We start from the raw sequence: 19,762 nt of genomic DNA, 5'->3' as shown, positions 1-19,762 counted from the left end.
CGACTCAATTATTGTAGACTATAGCTATTATATAGTAGAAGATGGATGAATAGCAACGGTTGATTGCTATTCATCCCTTTTCTACCTTGAATAAAAAGAAAGAAGACCTAGAAAAAGTTAAGAAATATTACGATGAATTAGGAAATTCTACTCCTATGTTATTCTCGCATACACATGCAAAAGGCAATTTTCTTTTACAAATGAATGGAGATATGAAAGATGAAGAATTTGCAAAATATAAAGACGTGATGGACAAGTTTATTAAATAAGAAGAATCCCCTTTTAAAAAGGGATTCTTTTATTTTCTTTTACTTAATTTTTTCGTATAATGCTTCATTTTACTCGTTAACCCTATTAATGCAGGTAACAATATTGGCATCACAATGATAGCTAATAGTAACAGTGCAACACCAACAACGGATGCTACTTGTATAAGTGTCAATACACCTGAAGGGATTAATGCAGCAAATGTTCCGCCTAAAATAAGTGCCGCTGATAATACAACTCCTCCTATGTGACGAGATGCATTTACAATTTTCGTTGCTGGGTCCCCTTCTAGTTCATTGTATCGCATCATTACGAAAATGCTATAATCCACACCTAAAGCGACAATCATAATAAAACTAAAGAATGGTACATTCCAGCTTAATGACTCTACGTTTAATACGTGTGTACTAATTTGTTCACTTATGCCAAGTGATGCAAAATAGGCTAATATTAAAGATCCAATAATAAAGATTGTATTTAAAAATGACCGTGTAATAGCGAGTAATACAATCGCAATGCCAATTAACATAATTGTAGCTGTACGTAAGAAGTCTTGACCTGTTACTTCTTTTAAATCAACGTTTCTAGCTGTTGTACCTCCGATTGCTTTTTTCGCCGAATTTAATTCTGTACCATTTAGCGTACCGTCTATCGTTTTATTAATTTCCTCAATAATTGGCATCGCTTCTTTGGAATACGGATTTACGTCTAAAATGATTGTCATTTTAGCAGTCTTTCTATCTTGTGACATGTACGTATTCAATGCTTTTTGGAAATCTTCCCCCTCTAAAACTTCTTTTGGTATATAAAATTTCGCAGAGCTTTTTGATTCATTTAGTTCCCCTAAATATTTCTGAGCATCTCCTAGGCCGTTACTTACCTTTTCAAGCCCTTCTGTACTTTTAGATAATCCTGATTGTAATTGCCCCATCTGTTCTTGCAAGTCTTTCAGCCCGGTTAATAACTGGCCTTGCCCATCATTTATTTTTGTTAATCCGGTTTGTAACTCAGATGACTTGTTCGCAATTTGTTTTGAGCCTGAAGCACCTTCATTTAATCCATTTTTAAGATCAGCTGCTCCTTTTTGTAACTTAGTAACTCCATCGCTCATTTCTTTTAAGCCGTTATCCACTTTCGATAACGATTGATTTGCTTCTTTAAATGAACCCATTGCTGCTTTATGTTGCGTTGCTAATTGGTTTAATTCATTTGAAAGCCCACCTAATTGTTTTTGAGCCTCTTTAGCAATTCCTATCGTCTGCAGTATGTTCGGATCATTTGCTAATTCTGGTTTCGTTTGAATGAAATTGGTCATTAACATTTCAATTTGTTCGTAACCTTTTTTCGCCCCATCAATCGCTTGAGAAATACTTCCGAAGTATTGATCGTAAGAACTTAAACCTTTTTCTAACTGCGCATAGCCAGCATGAAGTTGTGAAGTTGCATTAGATAATACACTAATATTTTCATTTACTGAAGTTAACCCACTCTCAATTTGCTGCGCACCTTGTGCTCCGTCATTTATACCATTTGAAAGTTGATTTAAAGCTGTTCCTAATGCTGTTACACCATTTTTCGCTTTCGTTGTTCCATCAATTAATTTTTGAACGTTTGCAAGACTATTTGAATCTTTACTACCCATTTTATCTTTTGCAGTAGTTAATCCATCATTAATTTCCTTTATACCACCATTCGCATCTCCTAAACCTGTATTCAGTTCTCCCGCTTGTTTATTTATATATAGTTCTTTTATCCTTTCACCGGTTGGACGCGTCGGTGAATATACTTCTGAAACACCTTTCACTTTCAAAATCTTATCAGTTAGTTCGTCTAAAGTTTGCAACGAACTCGCCTCATTTAACTTGTTATCTGATTGAATGACTAACGTACTTGGTGAAGAAAAACCTGGTGGAAAATGCTCTTCTATTACGTTAATCCCCATTTTCGACTCATATTTATTATCTACTTCAAATAAATCATTGTAATTTAGTGTGTTAGAGTATTTCATTACGAAAGGAATCGATATCACAAATACGATGATTAAAGCTGCGAATGGTCTTACTACTGAGTTTTTCGCAAGAAATCCCCATAAACGACTATCCTCATGCCCCTTAAATGTTTTAACTGGATAAAACATTCCTTTTCCTAAAAGCACCATAAAAAATGGATTTAACGTAGTTAATACGAGTAATAATACTGCGACACCAATTGCTACCGCTGAAGTAGATTGATATAATTTAAAACTCGCTAAAGCAAGAGATGCAAAACCAATTAGTACTGCTATTCCGCTATATAAAACGGTTTTCCCTGCTGATTTGAAAGTTTCTTTCGTAGCTAAAAATGCATTTTCTTGTTTACTTAATTCTTCTTTAAATCTTGTATATAATAAAATGTTATAGTCTGTTCCAACCCCAAACAGGACAACGACTACAAACACTTGTGTAAAGTTAGAAAACGGAAAATTAAATTGATCTACTAAATGGGCAATAATCCCCATTGAAACTAAATATGATACACCAACAGTAAGAAGGGAAACAATTGGAACAATTGGTGAACGAAATACAATGATTAATACAACTAGAATGAAAATGATAGAAATAACTTCCGTCTTCTTCACTCCCTCTTGGGAGGAAGTAAGAAAATCACCCGCTATTAAATCACTTCCTGTTAAGTACGTTTTAACACCCTTCGTTTGCACTTTTTTATGAAGTCCATTCGTAACTTTTGATATTTCACCATTTTTTTTATCTACAGAGATTTGCGTTAAAATGGTTGTATTGTCTTTAGATATCAACTGTTTTTCCAAATCTTTATTATCTAAATGTGAAACAACTTCCTTAATTCCTAATTGCTCTTTTTCATTTTGTAAAGCATGGATTGTTTTTACGATCTCCTCTTTTTGCTCAGTTGTTAAAGCTGTTTTACTTCCACTATTAAAAACAGCTATAATTTCATACTTTTCAGTCCCGTCTTTATCCATCTCTTTTATCATCTTGTCAGCAATACTACTTTGTTCTGTATTAGGAATCGTAATGTGCCCTTTTTCTTTCACTAATTTATCCATATTAGGCATCGTTACGATCATTGCAATAGTAATAACTATCCATAATAGAAAAGATAAACTTTTCCAATTTTTCAGCTTACTCATTTTAATCATCTCCCATTTTGAAAATTAAAAGGGAATGAATATTCATTCCTATCCTTTTAAAAATACTTTTTCGGAATGAACGTTCATTCCTCTCGTTCTATTACATTATTTTTTTAACTTTATTAAACTACCTTTTCCGGAATGAATGTTCATTCCTATTGTTACACAAATATCCTCTCCTACTCTCATGTTTTAAATCTATTCAGGAATGAATATTCATTCCTATACTTATTAGCTATAGAATCAAATGATTCTAATAGCGTTCCAAGAACTTTCTTCCAATTCTTTTACTAATTCTTTTGAGTATTCTAATTGCCCTGTTGCAATTACCTTCGTTAGTTTTTCTAGCGGTTGATATACAATAATAATTAAAGCAACTGGAGGCAATGGACGAAGAAAACCTTTTGCGATTCCATCTTCAATAATATTCATAAAGAAGCCTATAAAATCTTCAAATATTTTCTTACTTTGTTCATCAAGAAAATAACTATCACAGTGAGAATTTGTAAATAAAAAAGCATCCACATTGTTTCTCGCAAATTCAAATAAACGGTTGTACGTATGACTAAACTGTTCACGAATATTTGCTTCAACAGGAAAATCCGTTTTTATCATTTCAGAAAGCTCTAACATACTTTTTGAAAATAATGAGTTAACAAGTGCCTCTTTATTTTCAAAATAGCGATAAATAGTACCCGCACCGACTTTTGCCTTTTCAGCGATCATTGGAATTGTCGTACCATCGTAACCACGCTCTGCGAAAAGTTTCATCGCAGCATCAAAAATATCCTCTTGTTTGTTTTTAGCCATTTTTTCCACCTCTATTTTCAGGAATGAAAATTCATTCCGTTTTTAATTATAAATTACATGGATTAAAAGTCAAGTGCGTGACCAGTATCGGTTCGGTTTTTAATCCCTTGTTTGTGAAAAAATTATATCAGCGATTTTCAAGATATATCGATTTACCGACAAAAACTGACAGTATAATTTGAAGCCGTCCCAAAATTTTATTTGGGACAGCTCAATTTCCTATTTATAACTTAAAAGAAATCATAAATAAATGCTTTACGTACTGGAACTATATTCTCAAACGCTCGTATTTCCTCTTCACTTCCGCTAATTAATTCTAGTTCATTAAGTTGTAACGGACGTTTGTATCCAAACATTATTGTAGATAATGCATTTATATCTAGACTAATTCCTTTATCCTTTATTTCTTCTTCTATAATTGTTATTTCATGATTTGCAAGCCTCACTGTAACGTTATTCCACGGTGCAAATGAATCTGTAATATGTAAAATCACTTCTTGCTGTGCATTGTTCCAATTCAACTCATATTGTTTTAAGAACTGCTCCACATCTACAATTCTGCCCATAAAATATGGCTTTATTTCTGCTTTCACGCGTGGCTCTTGCAGTGTATATAATAACGGTTCTTTTTCACTTACTGTCATTTCAAGTTCTTTAATCATAGAATCATGCTGACAAATAAAGTTCCACAGACCATTTCGCGCTTCATTATGCAGTGAAACAAATTCTTCTACTGTCATTTTATAGTTTTCTATTTTATATAGCATGTAGCCAGCTGCCATTTTATTTTTATCGGAATAAATCGCTAATGTTAAATCATCATAAACAGCTTGTAACCACCATTTTTCATCGCGAACTAGCATACCGGAAAAACGTTCTGCAAATGTTTCATAAATCTTTTCGACCTCTTCTGGGTGATTTTCTTTATTGAAACGTTTCACAGTACCATTTACTTGTTGTTTCATAACTAAATCACTCTTTGACATATGACATACAAAGAGATTCGCACAAAGTTCCCAGCCGTATTTACGGTAAAATGAAACAGCAAATGGATGTAGCATTGATACTGTATATCCGTCATTTCTCATCGTTTGAAGTGAGTGTTGAAGCAATTCTTTTACATACCCGCCTCTTCTATACTCTGGATACGTCGCTACCCCTGCAACGCCTCCCATTTTAAATTTCTCTTTGCCTATGTATATATGAAACGGAATAAGATGCAGTTTTGCTGCTAAATCTTTACCTTCCATAATACCGTATATTTCATGACTTTCTTTCATCTTTGTAAGTTGTTGCTGCAATCGTTCCTCATCAACTTTATATTGAAAAGCGTATTCCGATAAGCGTAATGCTTCTCTAAATCTATCTTCTTTTAATCGTATAACGTTCATATATTTCTCCTCCATTCCTTGTTTGAATTGTACCACAATTCTCAATATTCCAGCGCGGTGAATGAAATTATATAGACTTAACGACAAGAATCCAATATAAAAAGCAGATACATCCCGTATCTGCTTTTTATTACTTTATTTTGCTAACTTTTGAAGTTCTTCGAAGAATGTAGGATATGATACGCCTACTGCTTCTGCGTCTTCAATTGTTGTTTTTCCTTCTGCTAGACAGCCGGCAATTGCAAGCATCATTCCAATGCGGTGATCACCGTAACTATTTACTGTATTGCCTTTTAGTGCTGATTTCCCGTAAATAATCATGCCGTCATCAGTTGCTTCTATGCGAGCTCCTAGTTTCGTTAACTCCGCAACGACTGTATCGATACGGTTCGTTTCTTTTACTTTTAATTCGTGCGCATCTTTAATTACTGTAATTCCTTCTGCTTGCGTTGCCGCTAAGGCGATAACAGGAATTTCATCGATTAATCTTGGGATAATATCTCCGCCAATTTCGATTCCTTTTAATGAAGATGTTTCAATTGTAATATTTGCAGCTGGTTCTGATGCTCCTTCGTTAATTGGCTCTACAGTGAACGTAGCACCCATTTTCTCTAAAACATCAATGATCCCTGTACGAGTTGGATTCATCCCTACATTTTGTAATACTAGTTTACTATTTGGAATGGTTGCGCCCGCTACTAAGAAGAATGCTGCTGACGATACGTCACCTGGCACTTGAACGTCTGTTGCTGTTAACTTTTGTCCACCTGCAAGTTTCACTGTTTTTCCCTCACGAATTACTTTAACTCCAAAGGCTTCAAGCATTCTTTCCGTATGATCGCGTGAAATATGTGGTTCTGTAACAGCTGTTACACCTTCTGCTCGAAGTCCTGCAAGTAAAATAGCTGACTTTACTTGCGCACTTGCTACAGGTGAAGTGTATTCAATTGCTTTTAAATCTCCACCACGTATTGTTAACGGTGTAAACGTCCCTTCTTCGCGGCCATCAATGTTTGCACCCATTTGTTTTAATGGATTTGTAACACGTTTCATCGGTCTTTTTGCGATAGATGCATCACCTTGTACGCAAGAGAAAAATGGTGTATTTGCCAAAATTCCTGACATTAAACGTATTGTTGTACCAGAATTGCCAACATCTAATACAGCTTTCGGTTCTTGTAAGCCTTCTAATCCTTTACCAACTACAGTGACTTCATCACCGTTTTGCACGATTTCTACTCCCATTTCTTTAAAGCAAGAAATTGTACTTAAACAGTCTGCACCGGGCAAGAAACCTTTAATCGTTGTTTTTCCTTCTGCAATCGCGCCGAACATGACAGCGCGGTGTGAAATGGATTTATCTCCTGGAATTGTAATAATACCATTTAATCCGTTATTAACAGGTTCTATTGTTCTTTCCTTCATGTTTTCACCTTCTCATTTAAATTGTTTCATAAGTTTGGTATTTTTCTTCTCCAAGCGCTAGCTTTGCTTTCATACGATCTTCTTCTCTTTGGAAGCTAATACGTAATACCCCAAGCAACCCTTCACGCGCTTCTAATATTTGCAAGTTCGTAATACTAATTTCTTCGCGTGCCAAAATACTCGTAATATGAGCCAATGCCCCTACTTTATCTAAAACATCGACGTATAAGTCGTGATAGGCAGGAATTGCCCCTCTCTTTCGTACTGGTAAAGAGTCACGGTATTCTTTCGCGTCTGCAAAATAGGTTTGAATCTCGCCTGCATCTCCAGTAGAAACTGTATCATATAAATCTTCCATTTCAGAGATCCACTCTTTTAATAATACCATTAAATGCTCGCGATTTTGCTTAACAATATCACTCCACATTTTTGGGCTACTAGATGCGATACGTGTAATGTCTTTAAACCCTCCCGCAGCTAGTTGATGAATGAGCGGATTATCTCCTGCATGTTTCTCCACTTGCTTTACTAATCCAGCTGCGATAAGATGCGGAAAATGACTAACGATCCCTGTTACATAATCATGTTCCTCTGTATTTAGAACGAGAAAATGAGATCCTGTTCCTTGTAACCAACGCTTTAGTTCTTCCACATGTTCATTTGGCACATGATTCATCGGCGTTAAAATATAAAATGCATTTTCAAATAAATGTGCTTTTGCACTTTCAACTCCCGTTTTATGAGAACCTGCCATCGGATGTCCACCAATGAAAGAAACTTCCTTTGAAAATAAAGCTTCCGCTTCATTCATGATCGTCCCTTTTGTACTACCAACATCTGTTACAATAACATCTTCCCGTAAATGAAATGACGCTAATTTGTGTAATAACTTCTTCGTTTCTTCAACTGGAGAAGCAAACACAATTAAATGTGCCTCTTCACATGCATGCTGTAAATCTACTGCTACTTCATCTACTACGTGTAATTCTTTTGCACGCTCTACTTGTTCTTGAAATATATCATAACCTGTTATCGTTACATCGTGCTCTTTCTTAATTGCTAATGCAAGAGAGCCTCCTATTAAACCTGTTCCAATTAATACTACCTTTTTACGCATTTGCCTCATCTCGAGACTTTCTTTTTTTATTTTCAAAGTGTTGTTTTAACACTGAAATCACTCCTTCATTTTGCTCCCTTGTTCCGACTGTAATACGGACACCATTCGGGAACGGACGTATAATAAACCCTGCGTGTGCACAAGCTTCATAAATCTCTCCAGCATTCTCAACTGGCAAGAAGATGAAATTGGTTTGCGATGGATAAAATGGAATTTCATTTTCCTTACAAAAGCTCTCGTATTGTTGTAATCCCTCTGTATTCACACGAACTATTTCTTCAATAAACTCATTATCACCAAAAGCAATCGTCGCTGCTTTTTGCGCTAATGAAGATACGTTAAATGGCAAACGTACGACATTTAATTTATCGATTAACTCTTCTTGTCCAATCGCATATCCAACGCGGAAAGAAGCTAATCCGTACGCTTTAGAAAATGTTCTAAGTACAAGAATATTTTTATGTTTTTCTAAAAGCGGTAATGTCTCCGGGAAATCTTTTGCTGTTACGTATTCATAGTACGCTTCATCAATGACAATTAACGTATTTTCACTAATACCTTCAATAAATTGAGTCAAATTTCGATCATTCACATATGTGCCTGTCGGGTTGTTCGGATTACAAATCCATACGATTTTCGTATTATTATTTATTGCTGACGAAATTTCGTCTAAATCGTATACACCGTTATTTAAAGGGATTTCTTTCACTTCACAACCTTCAATAATTGCATGATGACGGTACTGCGGGAATGTTGCACCAGCCGTTACGATGTTATCTCCTGCTTTAAGTACTGCACGGCTTATTATTTGAATGACTTCGTCTAAACCACTACCGCAAAGTATTTGTTCCATTTGGACATGTAACTTATCTGCAATTGTTTGACGGAGCGTTGTAGCACCTCCGTCAGGATATAAAGCATGTTCCAACCACGATTTTTGCAACTCATCTAAAACACGTGGTGAGCAGCCGAATGGATTTTCATTTGATGCTAATTTCACAAATGAATGATCTCCGTACACTTCTTTCATTTGTTCAGGTGATTTACCTGGTTTATATGGTTGTAATGATGATAGCTGATCTTTTACTTGCATGTTAAAACCACCTTTTTATTAAAATTCTTTTGCGTATTTGTTATGTTGCGTAATGTTTTGCTGAATTAAATCCATACGATCTTTTCCGAATTGTTCGACTAGTGCATGTGCAAGTTCCCATGCTACAACAGATTCAGCTACTACACCTGCTGCTGGTACTGCACAACTATCAGATCTTTCAATACTCGCTTGGAATGCTTCTTTCGTATCAATGTCAACACTTGCTAACGGTTTATATAATGTAGGTATTGGCTTCATAACACCTCTTACGACAATTGGCATTCCTGTTGTCATACCGCCTTCTAAACCACCGGCATTATTCGTTTTTCTCGTGTATCCATTTTCTTCATCCCATAATATTTCATCGTGCACTTTACTTCCTGGCTGTCTTGCTGCTTCAAAACCAACGCCAATTTCAGCACCTTTAAATGCATTAATACTCATAATTGCACCAGCAAGTTTTGCATCTAATTTACGATCGTAATGAACGTAACTACCAACGCCAATTGGCATACCTTCTGCAATGACTTCAACAATACCGCCGATTGAATCCCCACTACTTTTAGCGTTATCTATCGCATCCATCATCTCTTGTTCTACTTCTTTATCTAAACATCGAACTGGTGAATTTTCAGTAATCGTTTGAATTTCTTCTATTGGTAAGTTTGAAATTCGTTTCGCTTGTACCCCACCAATTTCAAGAACATGCCCTGCAATTTCTACGCCTAATTCTTTCAAAATTTGTTTCGCAACTGCACCAGCAGCTACACGAACTGTTGTTTCTCTTGCAGATGAGCGCTCTAGTACGTTTCTTATATCACGATGTCCATATTTAATTGCGCCGTTTAAATCCGCATGTCCTGGACGTGGTTTTGTAATTGTACGTTTCATATCTTTACTTTCTTTTTCCGAAATTGGCTCTGCACCCATTACTTTCGTCCAATGTTTGAAATCATCATTTTTAACGATTAACGTTATTGGTGAGCCAAGTGTCATCCCATGACGAACACCACTTACAATTTCAACTGTATCAGTTTCTATTTGCATGCGTCTTCCGCGTCCGTGCCCTTTTTGTCTTCTTAATAATTCTTTATTAATATGTTCCGCTGTTAATGTTAAACCTGCTGGTACACCTTCTAAAATAACTGTTAACTGCGGTCCATGTGATTCTCCAGCTGTAATGTATCTCATTTCTCTTGCCCCTTTACTATTTTTTTGTACAAAAAAGTCCCTACTGAGCGCTCAGTAGGGACGATGTTTATCGCGGTACCACCCTAGTTGTAGACAACTATCGTCTACCTCTCTTCTTCTGTAACGATCGTTTGACCGTCTTTCCCTCCAAAAGTTGGCGGAAAAGATGCTCCAAGGCTGTAATTCATGCTTATCTTTGTACTGATTCACACCGACCATCAGCTCTCTTTAACAGTGAGATAAGCACTACTGTTTCCTCTTCAGCGCATATATGATATGGAATTAAGATAATTTATTTTTGAAACCTTTTAACTCATCCATGAATCTATGGAATTCTGGAATATCCATTTGTTGTGCAGAATCTGATAATGCAACCGCTGGGTCTGGGTGTACTTCAGCCATTACTGCATCTGCGCCAATTGCAAGTGCTGCTTTCGCTGTTGGTAATAATAAATCTCTGCGTCCAGTTGAATGCGTTACGTCAACGATTACTGGTAAATGTGTTTCTTTCTTTAAAATCGGTACTGCTGAAATGTCTAATGTGTTACGTGTCGCTCTTTCGTATGTGCGGATACCACGCTCACATAGAATAATTTGGTCGTTACCTTGTGCAATGATGTACTCAGCTGCGTTAATAAACTCATCAATTGTTGCTGCTAATCCACGTTTTAGTAATACTGGTTTGTTAACTTTACCTACAGCTCGTAATAAATCGAAGTTTTGCATGTTACGTGCGCCAACTTGAATGACATCAACGTAGTCTAGCGCCATTTCAACATCGTTCGGATTTAAGATTTCACTAATGATCGCTAAGTCGAACTCATCTGCTACTTGGCGTAAAATTTGTAATCCTTCTACTCCTAAACCTTGGAAATCGTATGGAGATGTTCTCGGTTTGAAAGCACCACCGCGCATTAATTTTAGACCTTGGTCTTTCATCGCTTGCCCTACTTGGCGAACTTGCTCTAAGCTTTCTACCGCACAAGGTCCCATGATGAACGTTTGTGTTCCGTTTCCAATCAATTCACCTTTTACATTAACGATTGTATTTTCTTGTTTCTTTTTACGTGATACTAGTAATGCTTTACGGTTATCATCTTCTTGTAATTCTAAGCTAGCTTTGAAGATTGTTTTGAAAATATGTTGGACAGTTGACGTTTCGAATGGTCCTTCGTTATGCTCTGCGATCATATCAAGTACTTCACGCTCACGTACTGGATCAAAACGTTTCGTACCTTGTACTTGCTTTTGCTCTCCAATTTTTTGAACGATTTCACCACGTTTGTTTAAAAGGTGTAATAGTTGTAAGTTAATTTCATCTACCTGTTTACGTAATTGATCTAATTCATGATTTGCCATTTGGAAATCCTCCTCTAATGTTTTAAAAGTATAGTAAGAGAATGAAAAATTCTCTATTTTCTGAACTGATAAATTATACAAAATTTTAGTGGAATCGATACCTCTTCTTATTTTAAACGAATACTTACTATAAGGACACTATCTACTAGTTAAAAACCCACTTTTTTGTACAAAAAATCCCTACTGATCCAATCAGTAGGGACGATATTTATCGCGGTACCACCCTAGTTGTAGACTTCTTTCGTCTACCTCTCTTCATTGTTAACGATCATCTGACCGTCTTTCCCTTCATAAAGACATTACTATCTTTACTACGAAAAAGATGCTCTAGGACTGTAATTCGCTCTTGTTTTTGTACTGGTTCACACCAACCACCAGCTCTCTGTTACAGGGAAACAACAACTACTGCTTTTCCTTTCAACGCATATATATTTAATTTTCAAGTTAGACCACTAAAATACAAAAAGTCCCTACTGAATAAATCAGTAGGGACGATATTTATCGCGGTACCACCCTAGTTGTAGACTAACTTTCCGTCTACCTCTCTTCACTGTTAACGATCAATTGACCGCTTTTTCTTCATAAAGACAATACTATCTTTACTACGAAAAAGATGCTCCAAGACTGTAATTCATGATTATCCCTGTACTGGTTCACACCAACCACCAGCTCTCTGTTACAGTAAGACTAACCACTACTGTGATCTCTTCATTGCACTTTGTTTATTCAAATGTTTTTGAAATTGAATAAGTATGATTCGTATTATAGAACGCTTTTCAAAACACTGTCAACAACTTTTTATATTTTTTTTAAAATTCCACTTCCGTCCTACATTTCTTCTTGTAAATTCTCCATAACAATTCCGATGCGAATTATCTCATTATCTATTGCATTTAATACATATTTTTCTACTCCATACTGGATTAATATTTCTTTTATTTGAATAATTTCAGTTTCAAGTAAATCAGCTTCCTGAAGCGTTTGTAGTAAAGTGAAAAATACATTTGCATACAATTCTTTATACATTTTTATACTCTCTGTCTTTTCAAGTATTTCATTAAACAACTGTTTTAACTCCGTTTGATTCCCTTTTCCAAGCACATCTGAAAATGTTTTTATTATAGATAATCCTCTTTCTACTATTTCATCCATAAATAAAATAATACGCAAAAGCATTACATATTCTCTAGCTGTGATTTCAGCCATTTTCGGTCGCTCCCGCAAAAATACACTGAGCCAAGATGCCCAAAATTTTTGTTGTTCTTTTGCACTTAGCGTTTTTACGTAATAGCATAAAAACTGCATAAATTTAATTTTATTTTCTTCATTTTCTTGTATAAGTAACGGGTATAACCAATCTGTTTTTTGCTCCCAATACAGTACACATTTAATAAATACAAAACTAAGCCATTTCAAGAAAGCTTCCCTCGTATGCGGATGTAATACTTCCAAATGTTCTACCGCATACTTAATAAATCGCTTCATCTCTGTAAATAAAGGTAAATTGATTTGCGTGTAACATAAGCCTGCCCATGCATATTTCGTAATCTCATTTTCCTGCTTTAAATCTAAGTACGGTAACAAATATTTTCGGCACCATTGCTTCTCAATATGATAAAGAAATGTAATATCTGCTACTAAACGAGCTAACATAAAATTTGTCCGTTCTGTACTAACTCTTACTTGTTCTTCAAATAAAAATAAATATTCATACACGTTACGATCGTATAAATGATCATATGATAACAGTTTTAATAATACAGCTGTCATTTTCCCAACTGGATGCTGGATCGATTCATTGTAAAAATCTTGTTTTCCAAGCTTAAAATCTGTATCGCTTTTCATTACTTGAGGGAATACCGAAAAAGCAAACCGTTTCACATTGCGTATACTATTTTCCTCTAACTCTTCTAATCGATTACTAATTTCATATAGAAAGCTACTAATTAACCAATGAAAAGCAGTATTTCTAACAAATTTCTGCAATAGCGGAATAACTTTTTGGATTTGTTCATTTGTCAATCCTCGGTTATTTCGCCACTCTCTAATACAAACAAACCATACTTCATTACTTATTTCGTGCATACCAACTAATTGATAGGCAAATGAAATACTCCATTCTGTATTCAACTTACATGCTTTCGATAACATCTCTAAAAAATGGCGTTGTTCAAAAACACCATCTTGAGAAAATTGACGAACTTGCTTCATAATTTCATCGTCTTTCAACTGCAATAATCCATCAGCAGTTACATTACAAGTAATACTTTGTTCTGCCGTCTCTTTCTTTTGTACACTATATCGATCAGAATGAAAGTGAGGATGTTTTTGCTTCATTAACTCATAACCTTTTGCTGTAGATGGACTATTCGAATCACAAGTGAATAATAAATCTAAAACTAAACAAGCATCAAATGCTCTCTCCTCTGCAAGGTCCTTCAATACAATTTGAATAACCTCTTCCTTTGTTTTTTCTAAAGAGAGTGCGAAATGATTTTTTATAAGTTGAAAAACTTCGTGTTTATACGTGACATCTAAAAGAAGTCCTTCCTGTAACAACCATTTCATTTTGGCATCGGCACTAACGAATATATTTTTATTCATCGCATCAATTGCAATTCGGTTCTGAAGCATGCTGTTTGCTTCTATCATTTCTGTAATATAATAATTTGCTTTTTTTTCATTATTTTCACACAAATAGGCTAAACACTCTTTTACAATTTGAATTAAAAATGCAAGATCATTTTGCTGAAACTCTTTTTCAACATTTTCCTTATCCTTTTTTTTCAGTGCCGTTTGTCGTAGTGATAACATTCGCATCTTCTCTATTCCCATCATCATAATTGGTACGGCGTAATAGGAAATATGAGGTTTCATCTTCTCATTCCAAATTTGCTCCACATAAGAAAATGTAGAAACTGGTAAACGACTCGATTCCTCAAGTTCTATTGATTCTTGTGTATCATTTCCCCATTTTCTCTCCCGCTTTAACTTAAGCTTTCCATCCAAAATAAACGTTAGTAATAATAAAGCAATCTCTTTATGCTCAGGAAAAGAACATTTTTGGAGTAAGTAAGAAATTTTTTCAATTGATTTACTATCTTTTTCAGCTGTTTCTAGTAAAAGAAGTGTCCATCTTGCAAACAACAACGGGTCCATTTTAATTTTCGTTTCGTTTAAGTAGCTACAAATTGTTCTCCATAATAACAGAGATAGTTTAGAATGATTTTTAAAAATTAATTGAAATAATTCTTTTTGATGACTAAAAAGAAATTGTTCCACCAACCATTCTGCAAGTAATTCATCTACCTCATTATCGTTTGATGTAACTAAAAATAAATTTTGTAATGTCCCTTCTGCTTCAAGCCATTCCACCCATTCATAATCATGAGCAAATTCAACAAAGTAGCGGACTGTTTCAATTTTTTTTATGGATTGTTTTATGTATGATAATTGTTCCTGCTCTACTGACGGTGGAACTGTTACTATGTCACGAATCCGCATTCGTTTTGTAATATAATTATCTCCCATTAATTCCGCCCATCGCTTCACTGCTTTAACAAGAGATTGATGATTATTACCTTTATTCGGGTATACAATCGGCCGTATTCCTAAATGCTCCCAATGGTACGTATTTTCCCCTTGCGCAACAAATGCATAACGCCTTGTACTTGGTGGTAAACCAGTTGCTAAATATTTCATTACTGGGTCATTATGGCTATATCCAACGAATAAAACGGTATAATTCGAGAATAAATCAACTAAAAATCTTCTTGCCCATCCTTCCGTCAAGTAAGCCCTTCCAAAATCACCATCTGTTAATATTAATGCTTCTTTCTCTTGTTCTATATTGCCATGTATGTAGGCGAGTCCTTTAAACGCTCTACCTGTAGGTAACGCAGGTGCGTAATATACGTTTAATTCTCTATTCATTTCTTTCATCGCAGTTGTAAAATGCCGATCAAAATTTGTCGTTACAATGCGGACTTCCGTATCTAAAGGAAACAATCTCGGAATCGCATAATGAAGAGGATTCGGCTTTGATTTTTCAATATGAACTAAATCTCTTGCAACTTGATGTATATCTTTTGTTTTCGCAATTTTACCAAGATAATAATCATGAGGTTCTGTTATTTCACGCGTTTCTACATATAACGTTTTCGCAATCTCATCAACTAGATCATCAAAATTCGGTAAGTTTGATTTCCCTTTCATAGAAACTCCCGCTCCAACAAATAGTACTAACTTTCCTTGTTCAAGATGATCAATTAACTCCTCTGGAATTTCTACTTCTGAAGTAATCCACATCATGGATTCCCCCTTACCTAAAAATGTCATATACTCTCATTTTACTATAACATTTTTTCTTTGTTTTTTTAATATTTAGACAAAAATCGAACGTGAAAAAGTTTTATGTAAATATATTTGTTACAATGTATGAACTCCTAAATTTATTGTAAAACTATGTATAAATCGGAGGTGTAAATATTGAATGGTTTTACTGTAGTTCTTATTAAGTTTATATCGTGCATTATCGCATTTAGTATCGGACTCGCTTTATTTTTCCCTGCAACGTTCGTCCAAATTATTTCATTTAGTCTCTTTGTTACAATCGTATCCTATATGTTCGTCGATAAAATCATATTAAACCGAATAGGCAATACCGGTGCCATTATGTCGGATTTCTTACTAACGTATTTAAGCGTATGGATTTTCGGTAATATTTTATTAGACAATTACATGCAAATTGCATGGGGTAGTTTCCTTTCCGCTACTGTCTTTACATTATCTGAAGTAATCGTTCATCGCTTTTCTAACTCACACACAAGGCACAACAATGATAACATTCATATTAATCGCCGCTTTGCATATGGTACGGAATTTGCTGAAGAACAGAATGTATTGGATAAAGATAAGAATAAGAAGAAATGACATTTTGATGCAGGAGCGCCCTTTTTAATTATGTGGTGCTCCTTTATTTTGTTTTCATTATGGTACGTGAAATTATATGAACGATTTTTCAAATATATCGACGTTTCGACAAAGAATATCGACTTACCAGCAATATTTGAAACTATTTCTTACAATAAAAAAACTGCCTCTTATTTAGAGGCAGTCACTTTCAAATCTTTTAACAGAACAACATTAGCAAACGCTCCAAACACTACATTATGATGCTTTACAATGTCTTCAGCACGTGACACTTCTGTATTAAACGTACTATGTGCATCACTCACTAACGTTACTTTATACCCTTCACTAAACGCTCTTCGCGTTGTCGTGTCCACACAGTACTCTGTTTGCATCCCTGAAATAATAACGTGTTCAATTCCTTTTTCTTGTAATACTTCATTTAAGTTCGTCTTATGGAATGAATCTGGCGTCGTCTTTTCAATGATACTGTCCCCTTCTTGCGGGGCAACTGCCTCATGCACTTTCCAACCAGCTGTACCTTTTTCTAACGGATGATCTTTTGGCCCATTATGTTGTACATAAATAACTGGAATATCATTTGAACGACATTCCCCAATAAGCTCTTGCAATATTTCTAAAAACTTTTCCCCATTATGTACTGGTATTCCTGCTGTATACATACCTGCTTGCACATCAATTACTATTAAAGCTTTTTTCATTTCGCGCAGCTCCCTTTGTTTGTATTCTATCATCCAACAATCTTCTAATTTCCCCTCATGCAGCTCATGTTCCTTTAATATCTTCGCTTTTTTAAAGCCGCATTTTTCATAACATTTTATCGCACGTTCATTATTTACTTTCGGATCCATTGCGATTGCTTCTGCTCCCGTGTTCTCCATAATATATGTAATTGCTGCCTGAACGATTTTCGTTCCAATTCCTTTTCCCCAATAAGTCGGCTCTCCGATAAATTGATCCATTCCCCATACATTTTGTGATTCTTCATAGCCATATAATGTTTTCCACTCAGAATCAATTGGGTACATTTGTATGTAACCAATTGGAACGGCATCAAACTCTATTAAACATCTTTTTTCATGACTATTTGGATTATGTATAAAATGATTCAGTACCATTTCTACAGATTGCGGATTATCTCGTCCTTCGTAATACCGCAAGACTTCTGGGTCTGTTAACCATTTTGAAATAGTTGTTGCATCCTCTTCTATTACGTACCTAACTGATACATTATCTTTTTGAAATAGCATATAGTACCTCTTTTTAATTATTTATATTTTTCCTTTTTTAAAATCTTTCATTGCACCTATTAGTGCGTATGGTAACAATGTAACCGCAAAAAGAGCAGTAAACAAATTAAAATGAGGGATTTCATATGGAGTGAACCATTCCGTAAAAAATTTGGAATGTAAAATTCTACTTAAAAATTCCCCACTTGGTTTAAAATTTGGTGCCCATCCAGTAACCTCACAAATAATAAACAACAATTGAACAATAATAAATGCCCCTAGATAGCGAAACCATGTCCGTTTCAAAATCGGCTGCGCCTTATTTAATTTATGTTCCATCTAGCTCCCACCTTTTTACTTCCATCCTATTAATTATACAATTTTCACGGTTTATTTGTTAAAATTTTCTATATAATCATTCGTGCTGGGGGAATACATTATGTCTAATCCTATCCTTAAATCATCATTAATCATTCTTAGAGGAAACTCCGCAAGTGGTAAAACAACAATCGCAAAGCAACTACAAGAACATTTCGGAAAAGGTACACTTTTAGTATCACAAGATGTTGTACGTAGAGATATGCTTAGGGTACATGATACGATGGGTAATTTATCACATGATTTACTATTTGAAATTACAAAATACGGAAAAGGAAAATGTGAATTTGTTATTTTAGAAGGCATTTTAAACAGTCGTAGATACGGTGAAATGTTGAAAGAATTAATACATATTTTTGAAGGAAACGTCTATACATATTACTTTGATTTATCGTTAAAAGAAACGATTCGACGACATACTACAAGGGACAAACGGCATGAATTTGGTGAGGATTCCCTACAAAAATGGTATAATCCGCACGATACAATTGAAGTTACTAGAGAAACTATTTTTACAGATAACTTCACGCAAAAAGATATATTTAATGCGATTCTTACTAATGTTGCGATCAAAAAACAAGACTAACATAATATGTTAGTCTTATTTTCTTTATGCACTTTGTATTTTACTTTCACAAAAATAAAAGCCAGTCTCAATAAAGAGAACTGACTTCTATCTAGATAACTATATCGATTAAAGAATTTTAACTTTAACAGTTTGTCTTCCCCAATTCATAGCTTTACTTTTTGAACCCATTAAAACATCAATACGATTTCCTTTAATAGCACTTCCAGTATCACCAGCAATTGCTTCGCCATAACCTTCTACCCATACTTTAGATCCTAATGGGATTACTTTCGGATCTACTGCGATAATTCTCATATTCGGATTAGCCGTTAAATCATGCCCCATCGCAGTTAAAACGCGTCCACCATATGTACCATTTTCACTTGGATCCGCAGTATATGCAGTCGCTACTACCGTTAATTCACGCTTAGCAGCCTGCGTGTTATTTTTAGACTCTTCTTTTGCTTTTGCTACTTCTCTTGCTTTCGCTTCTTCCTTAGCCTTGGCTATTTCTCTTGCTTTTGCCTCTTCCTTAGCCCTTGCTATCTCTTGGGCTTTTGCTTCTTCCTTAGCCTTCGCTATTTCTTGGGCTTTCTCTTCTTCTTTAGCCTTCGCTATTTCTTGGGCTTTCTCTTCTTCCTTAGCCTTCGCTATTTCTTGGGCTTTCTCTTCTTCTTTAGGCTTTACTACTTCTTGTACTTTCACTTCTTCCTTAGGCTTTACTACTTCTTGTACTTTCACTTCTTCCTTAGGCTTTACTACTTCTTGTACTTTCACTTCTTCCTTAGGCTTTACTACTTCTTGTACTTTCACTTCTTCCTTAGGCTTTACTACTTCTTGTACTTTCACTTCTT

General features: G+C 35.1%; 14 protein-coding genes, 2 pseudogenes and 3 other annotated features. Of the genes and pseudogenes, 3 read left to right on the top strand and 13 right to left on the bottom strand.

The window, feature by feature from the left end; all coding sequences use genetic code 11:
• Positions 1-95: 95 nt before the first annotated feature.
• Positions 96-269, top strand: a pseudogene (locus tag AC3WTA_RS00280) (stress protein); the annotation flags it as partial.
• Positions 270-298: 29 nt separating this feature from the next.
• Here the strand turns inward: AC3WTA_RS00280 and AC3WTA_RS00275 are convergent.
• The 9 genes from AC3WTA_RS00275 to AC3WTA_RS00235 all read right to left on the bottom strand — a co-directional run bounded on the left by AC3WTA_RS00275 (position 299) and on the right by AC3WTA_RS00235 (position 16,109).
• Entirely contained in the window at positions 299-3,415 is a 3,117-nt protein-coding gene (locus AC3WTA_RS00275; RefSeq protein ID WP_000040222.1) for an MMPL family transporter, read from the bottom strand.
• Between the two features lie 243 nt (positions 3,416-3,658).
• Complete coding sequence (locus AC3WTA_RS00270; RefSeq protein WP_001107298.1) at positions 3,659-4,225, bottom strand: TetR/AcrR family transcriptional regulator; 567 nt, start codon at positions 4,223-4,225, stop codon at positions 3,659-3,661.
• A 230-nt stretch (positions 4,226-4,455) separates the two neighbouring features.
• The gene (locus AC3WTA_RS00265) at positions 4,456-5,616 is read right to left on the bottom strand and encodes a GNAT family N-acetyltransferase (protein ID WP_001100976.1); all 1,161 of its coding nucleotides are present in this window, start codon (positions 5,614-5,616) and stop codon (positions 4,456-4,458) included.
• A 135-nt stretch (positions 5,617-5,751) separates the two neighbouring features.
• Positions 5,752-7,041, bottom strand: a complete 1,290-nt coding sequence (gene aroA, locus AC3WTA_RS00260; RefSeq protein ID WP_000664596.1) for a 3-phosphoshikimate 1-carboxyvinyltransferase — start codon at positions 7,039-7,041, stop codon at positions 5,752-5,754.
• A 16-nt stretch (positions 7,042-7,057) separates the two neighbouring features.
• Entirely contained in the window at positions 7,058-8,158 is a 1,101-nt protein-coding gene (gene tyrA / locus AC3WTA_RS00255; RefSeq protein WP_001228147.1) for a prephenate dehydrogenase, read from the bottom strand.
• Positions 8,151-9,251: a histidinol-phosphate transaminase gene (hisC, locus tag AC3WTA_RS00250; protein ID WP_001197255.1), complete on the bottom strand. Its 1,101-nt coding sequence runs from the start codon at positions 9,249-9,251 to the stop codon at positions 8,151-8,153. The genes tyrA and hisC overlap by 8 nt, the downstream gene beginning before the upstream one ends.
• A gap of 18 nt (positions 9,252-9,269) precedes the next feature.
• Entirely contained in the window at positions 9,270-10,442 is a 1,173-nt protein-coding gene (aroC, locus tag AC3WTA_RS00245; RefSeq protein WP_001269422.1) for a chorismate synthase, read from the bottom strand.
• 53 nt (positions 10,443-10,495) lie between these two features.
• Positions 10,496-10,715: a binding site (T-box leader), on the bottom strand.
• 9 nt (positions 10,716-10,724) lie between these two features.
• Complete coding sequence (locus tag AC3WTA_RS00240; protein ID WP_001273578.1) at positions 10,725-11,801, bottom strand: bifunctional 3-deoxy-7-phosphoheptulonate synthase/chorismate mutase; 1,077 nt, start codon at positions 11,799-11,801, stop codon at positions 10,725-10,727.
• Between the two features lie 194 nt (positions 11,802-11,995).
• Positions 11,996-12,231 (bottom strand) — a binding site (T-box leader).
• A 54-nt stretch (positions 12,232-12,285) separates the two neighbouring features.
• Positions 12,286-12,522, bottom strand: a binding site (T-box leader).
• 107 nt (positions 12,523-12,629) lie between these two features.
• A complete protein-coding gene (locus tag AC3WTA_RS00235) occupies positions 12,630-16,109 on the bottom strand; it encodes a DUF4020 domain-containing protein (RefSeq protein ID WP_000265237.1) in 3,480 nt (1,159 codons plus the stop codon).
• 180 nt (positions 16,110-16,289) lie between these two features.
• Here AC3WTA_RS00235 and AC3WTA_RS00230 point away from each other — a divergent pair, with 180 nt between their 5' ends.
• Positions 16,290-16,733 (top strand): YndM family protein, encoded by a 444-nt coding sequence (locus tag AC3WTA_RS00230; protein ID WP_001013097.1) that lies wholly within the window; start codon positions 16,290-16,292, stop codon positions 16,731-16,733.
• A gap of 170 nt (positions 16,734-16,903) precedes the next feature.
• Here the strand turns inward: AC3WTA_RS00230 and AC3WTA_RS00225 are convergent, their stop codons facing one another.
• The 3 genes and pseudogenes from AC3WTA_RS00225 to AC3WTA_RS00215 form a co-directional block, all read right to left on the bottom strand.
• Positions 16,904-17,434, bottom strand: a complete 531-nt coding sequence (locus AC3WTA_RS00225) for a cysteine hydrolase family protein (RefSeq protein ID WP_033657764.1) — start codon at positions 17,432-17,434, stop codon at positions 16,904-16,906.
• A gap of 15 nt (positions 17,435-17,449) precedes the next feature.
• Positions 17,450-17,983, bottom strand: a pseudogene (locus AC3WTA_RS00220) (GNAT family N-acetyltransferase); the annotation flags it as partial.
• A 21-nt stretch (positions 17,984-18,004) separates the two neighbouring features.
• Complete coding sequence (locus tag AC3WTA_RS00215; RefSeq protein ID WP_002096505.1) at positions 18,005-18,301, bottom strand: YfzA family protein; 297 nt, start codon at positions 18,299-18,301, stop codon at positions 18,005-18,007.
• 100 nt (positions 18,302-18,401) lie between these two features.
• Here AC3WTA_RS00215 and AC3WTA_RS00210 point away from each other — a divergent pair, with 100 nt between their 5' ends.
• Complete coding sequence (locus AC3WTA_RS00210; RefSeq protein WP_000070099.1) at positions 18,402-18,926, top strand: kinase; 525 nt, start codon at positions 18,402-18,404, stop codon at positions 18,924-18,926.
• A gap of 108 nt (positions 18,927-19,034) precedes the next feature.
• On the opposite strand, the gene AC3WTA_RS00205 is transcribed toward AC3WTA_RS00210, so the two are convergent.
• On the bottom strand, positions 19,035-19,762 hold a 728-nt coding region (locus AC3WTA_RS00205), incomplete at its 5' end, for a 3D domain-containing protein (protein ID WP_492332769.1).

The sequence above is a fragment of the Bacillus sp. EB106-07-01-XG149 genome, assembly GCF_058791555.1.
Note: the sequence above shows the minus strand (reverse complement) of the source record. Positions and strands in the feature narration are given on the sequence as shown.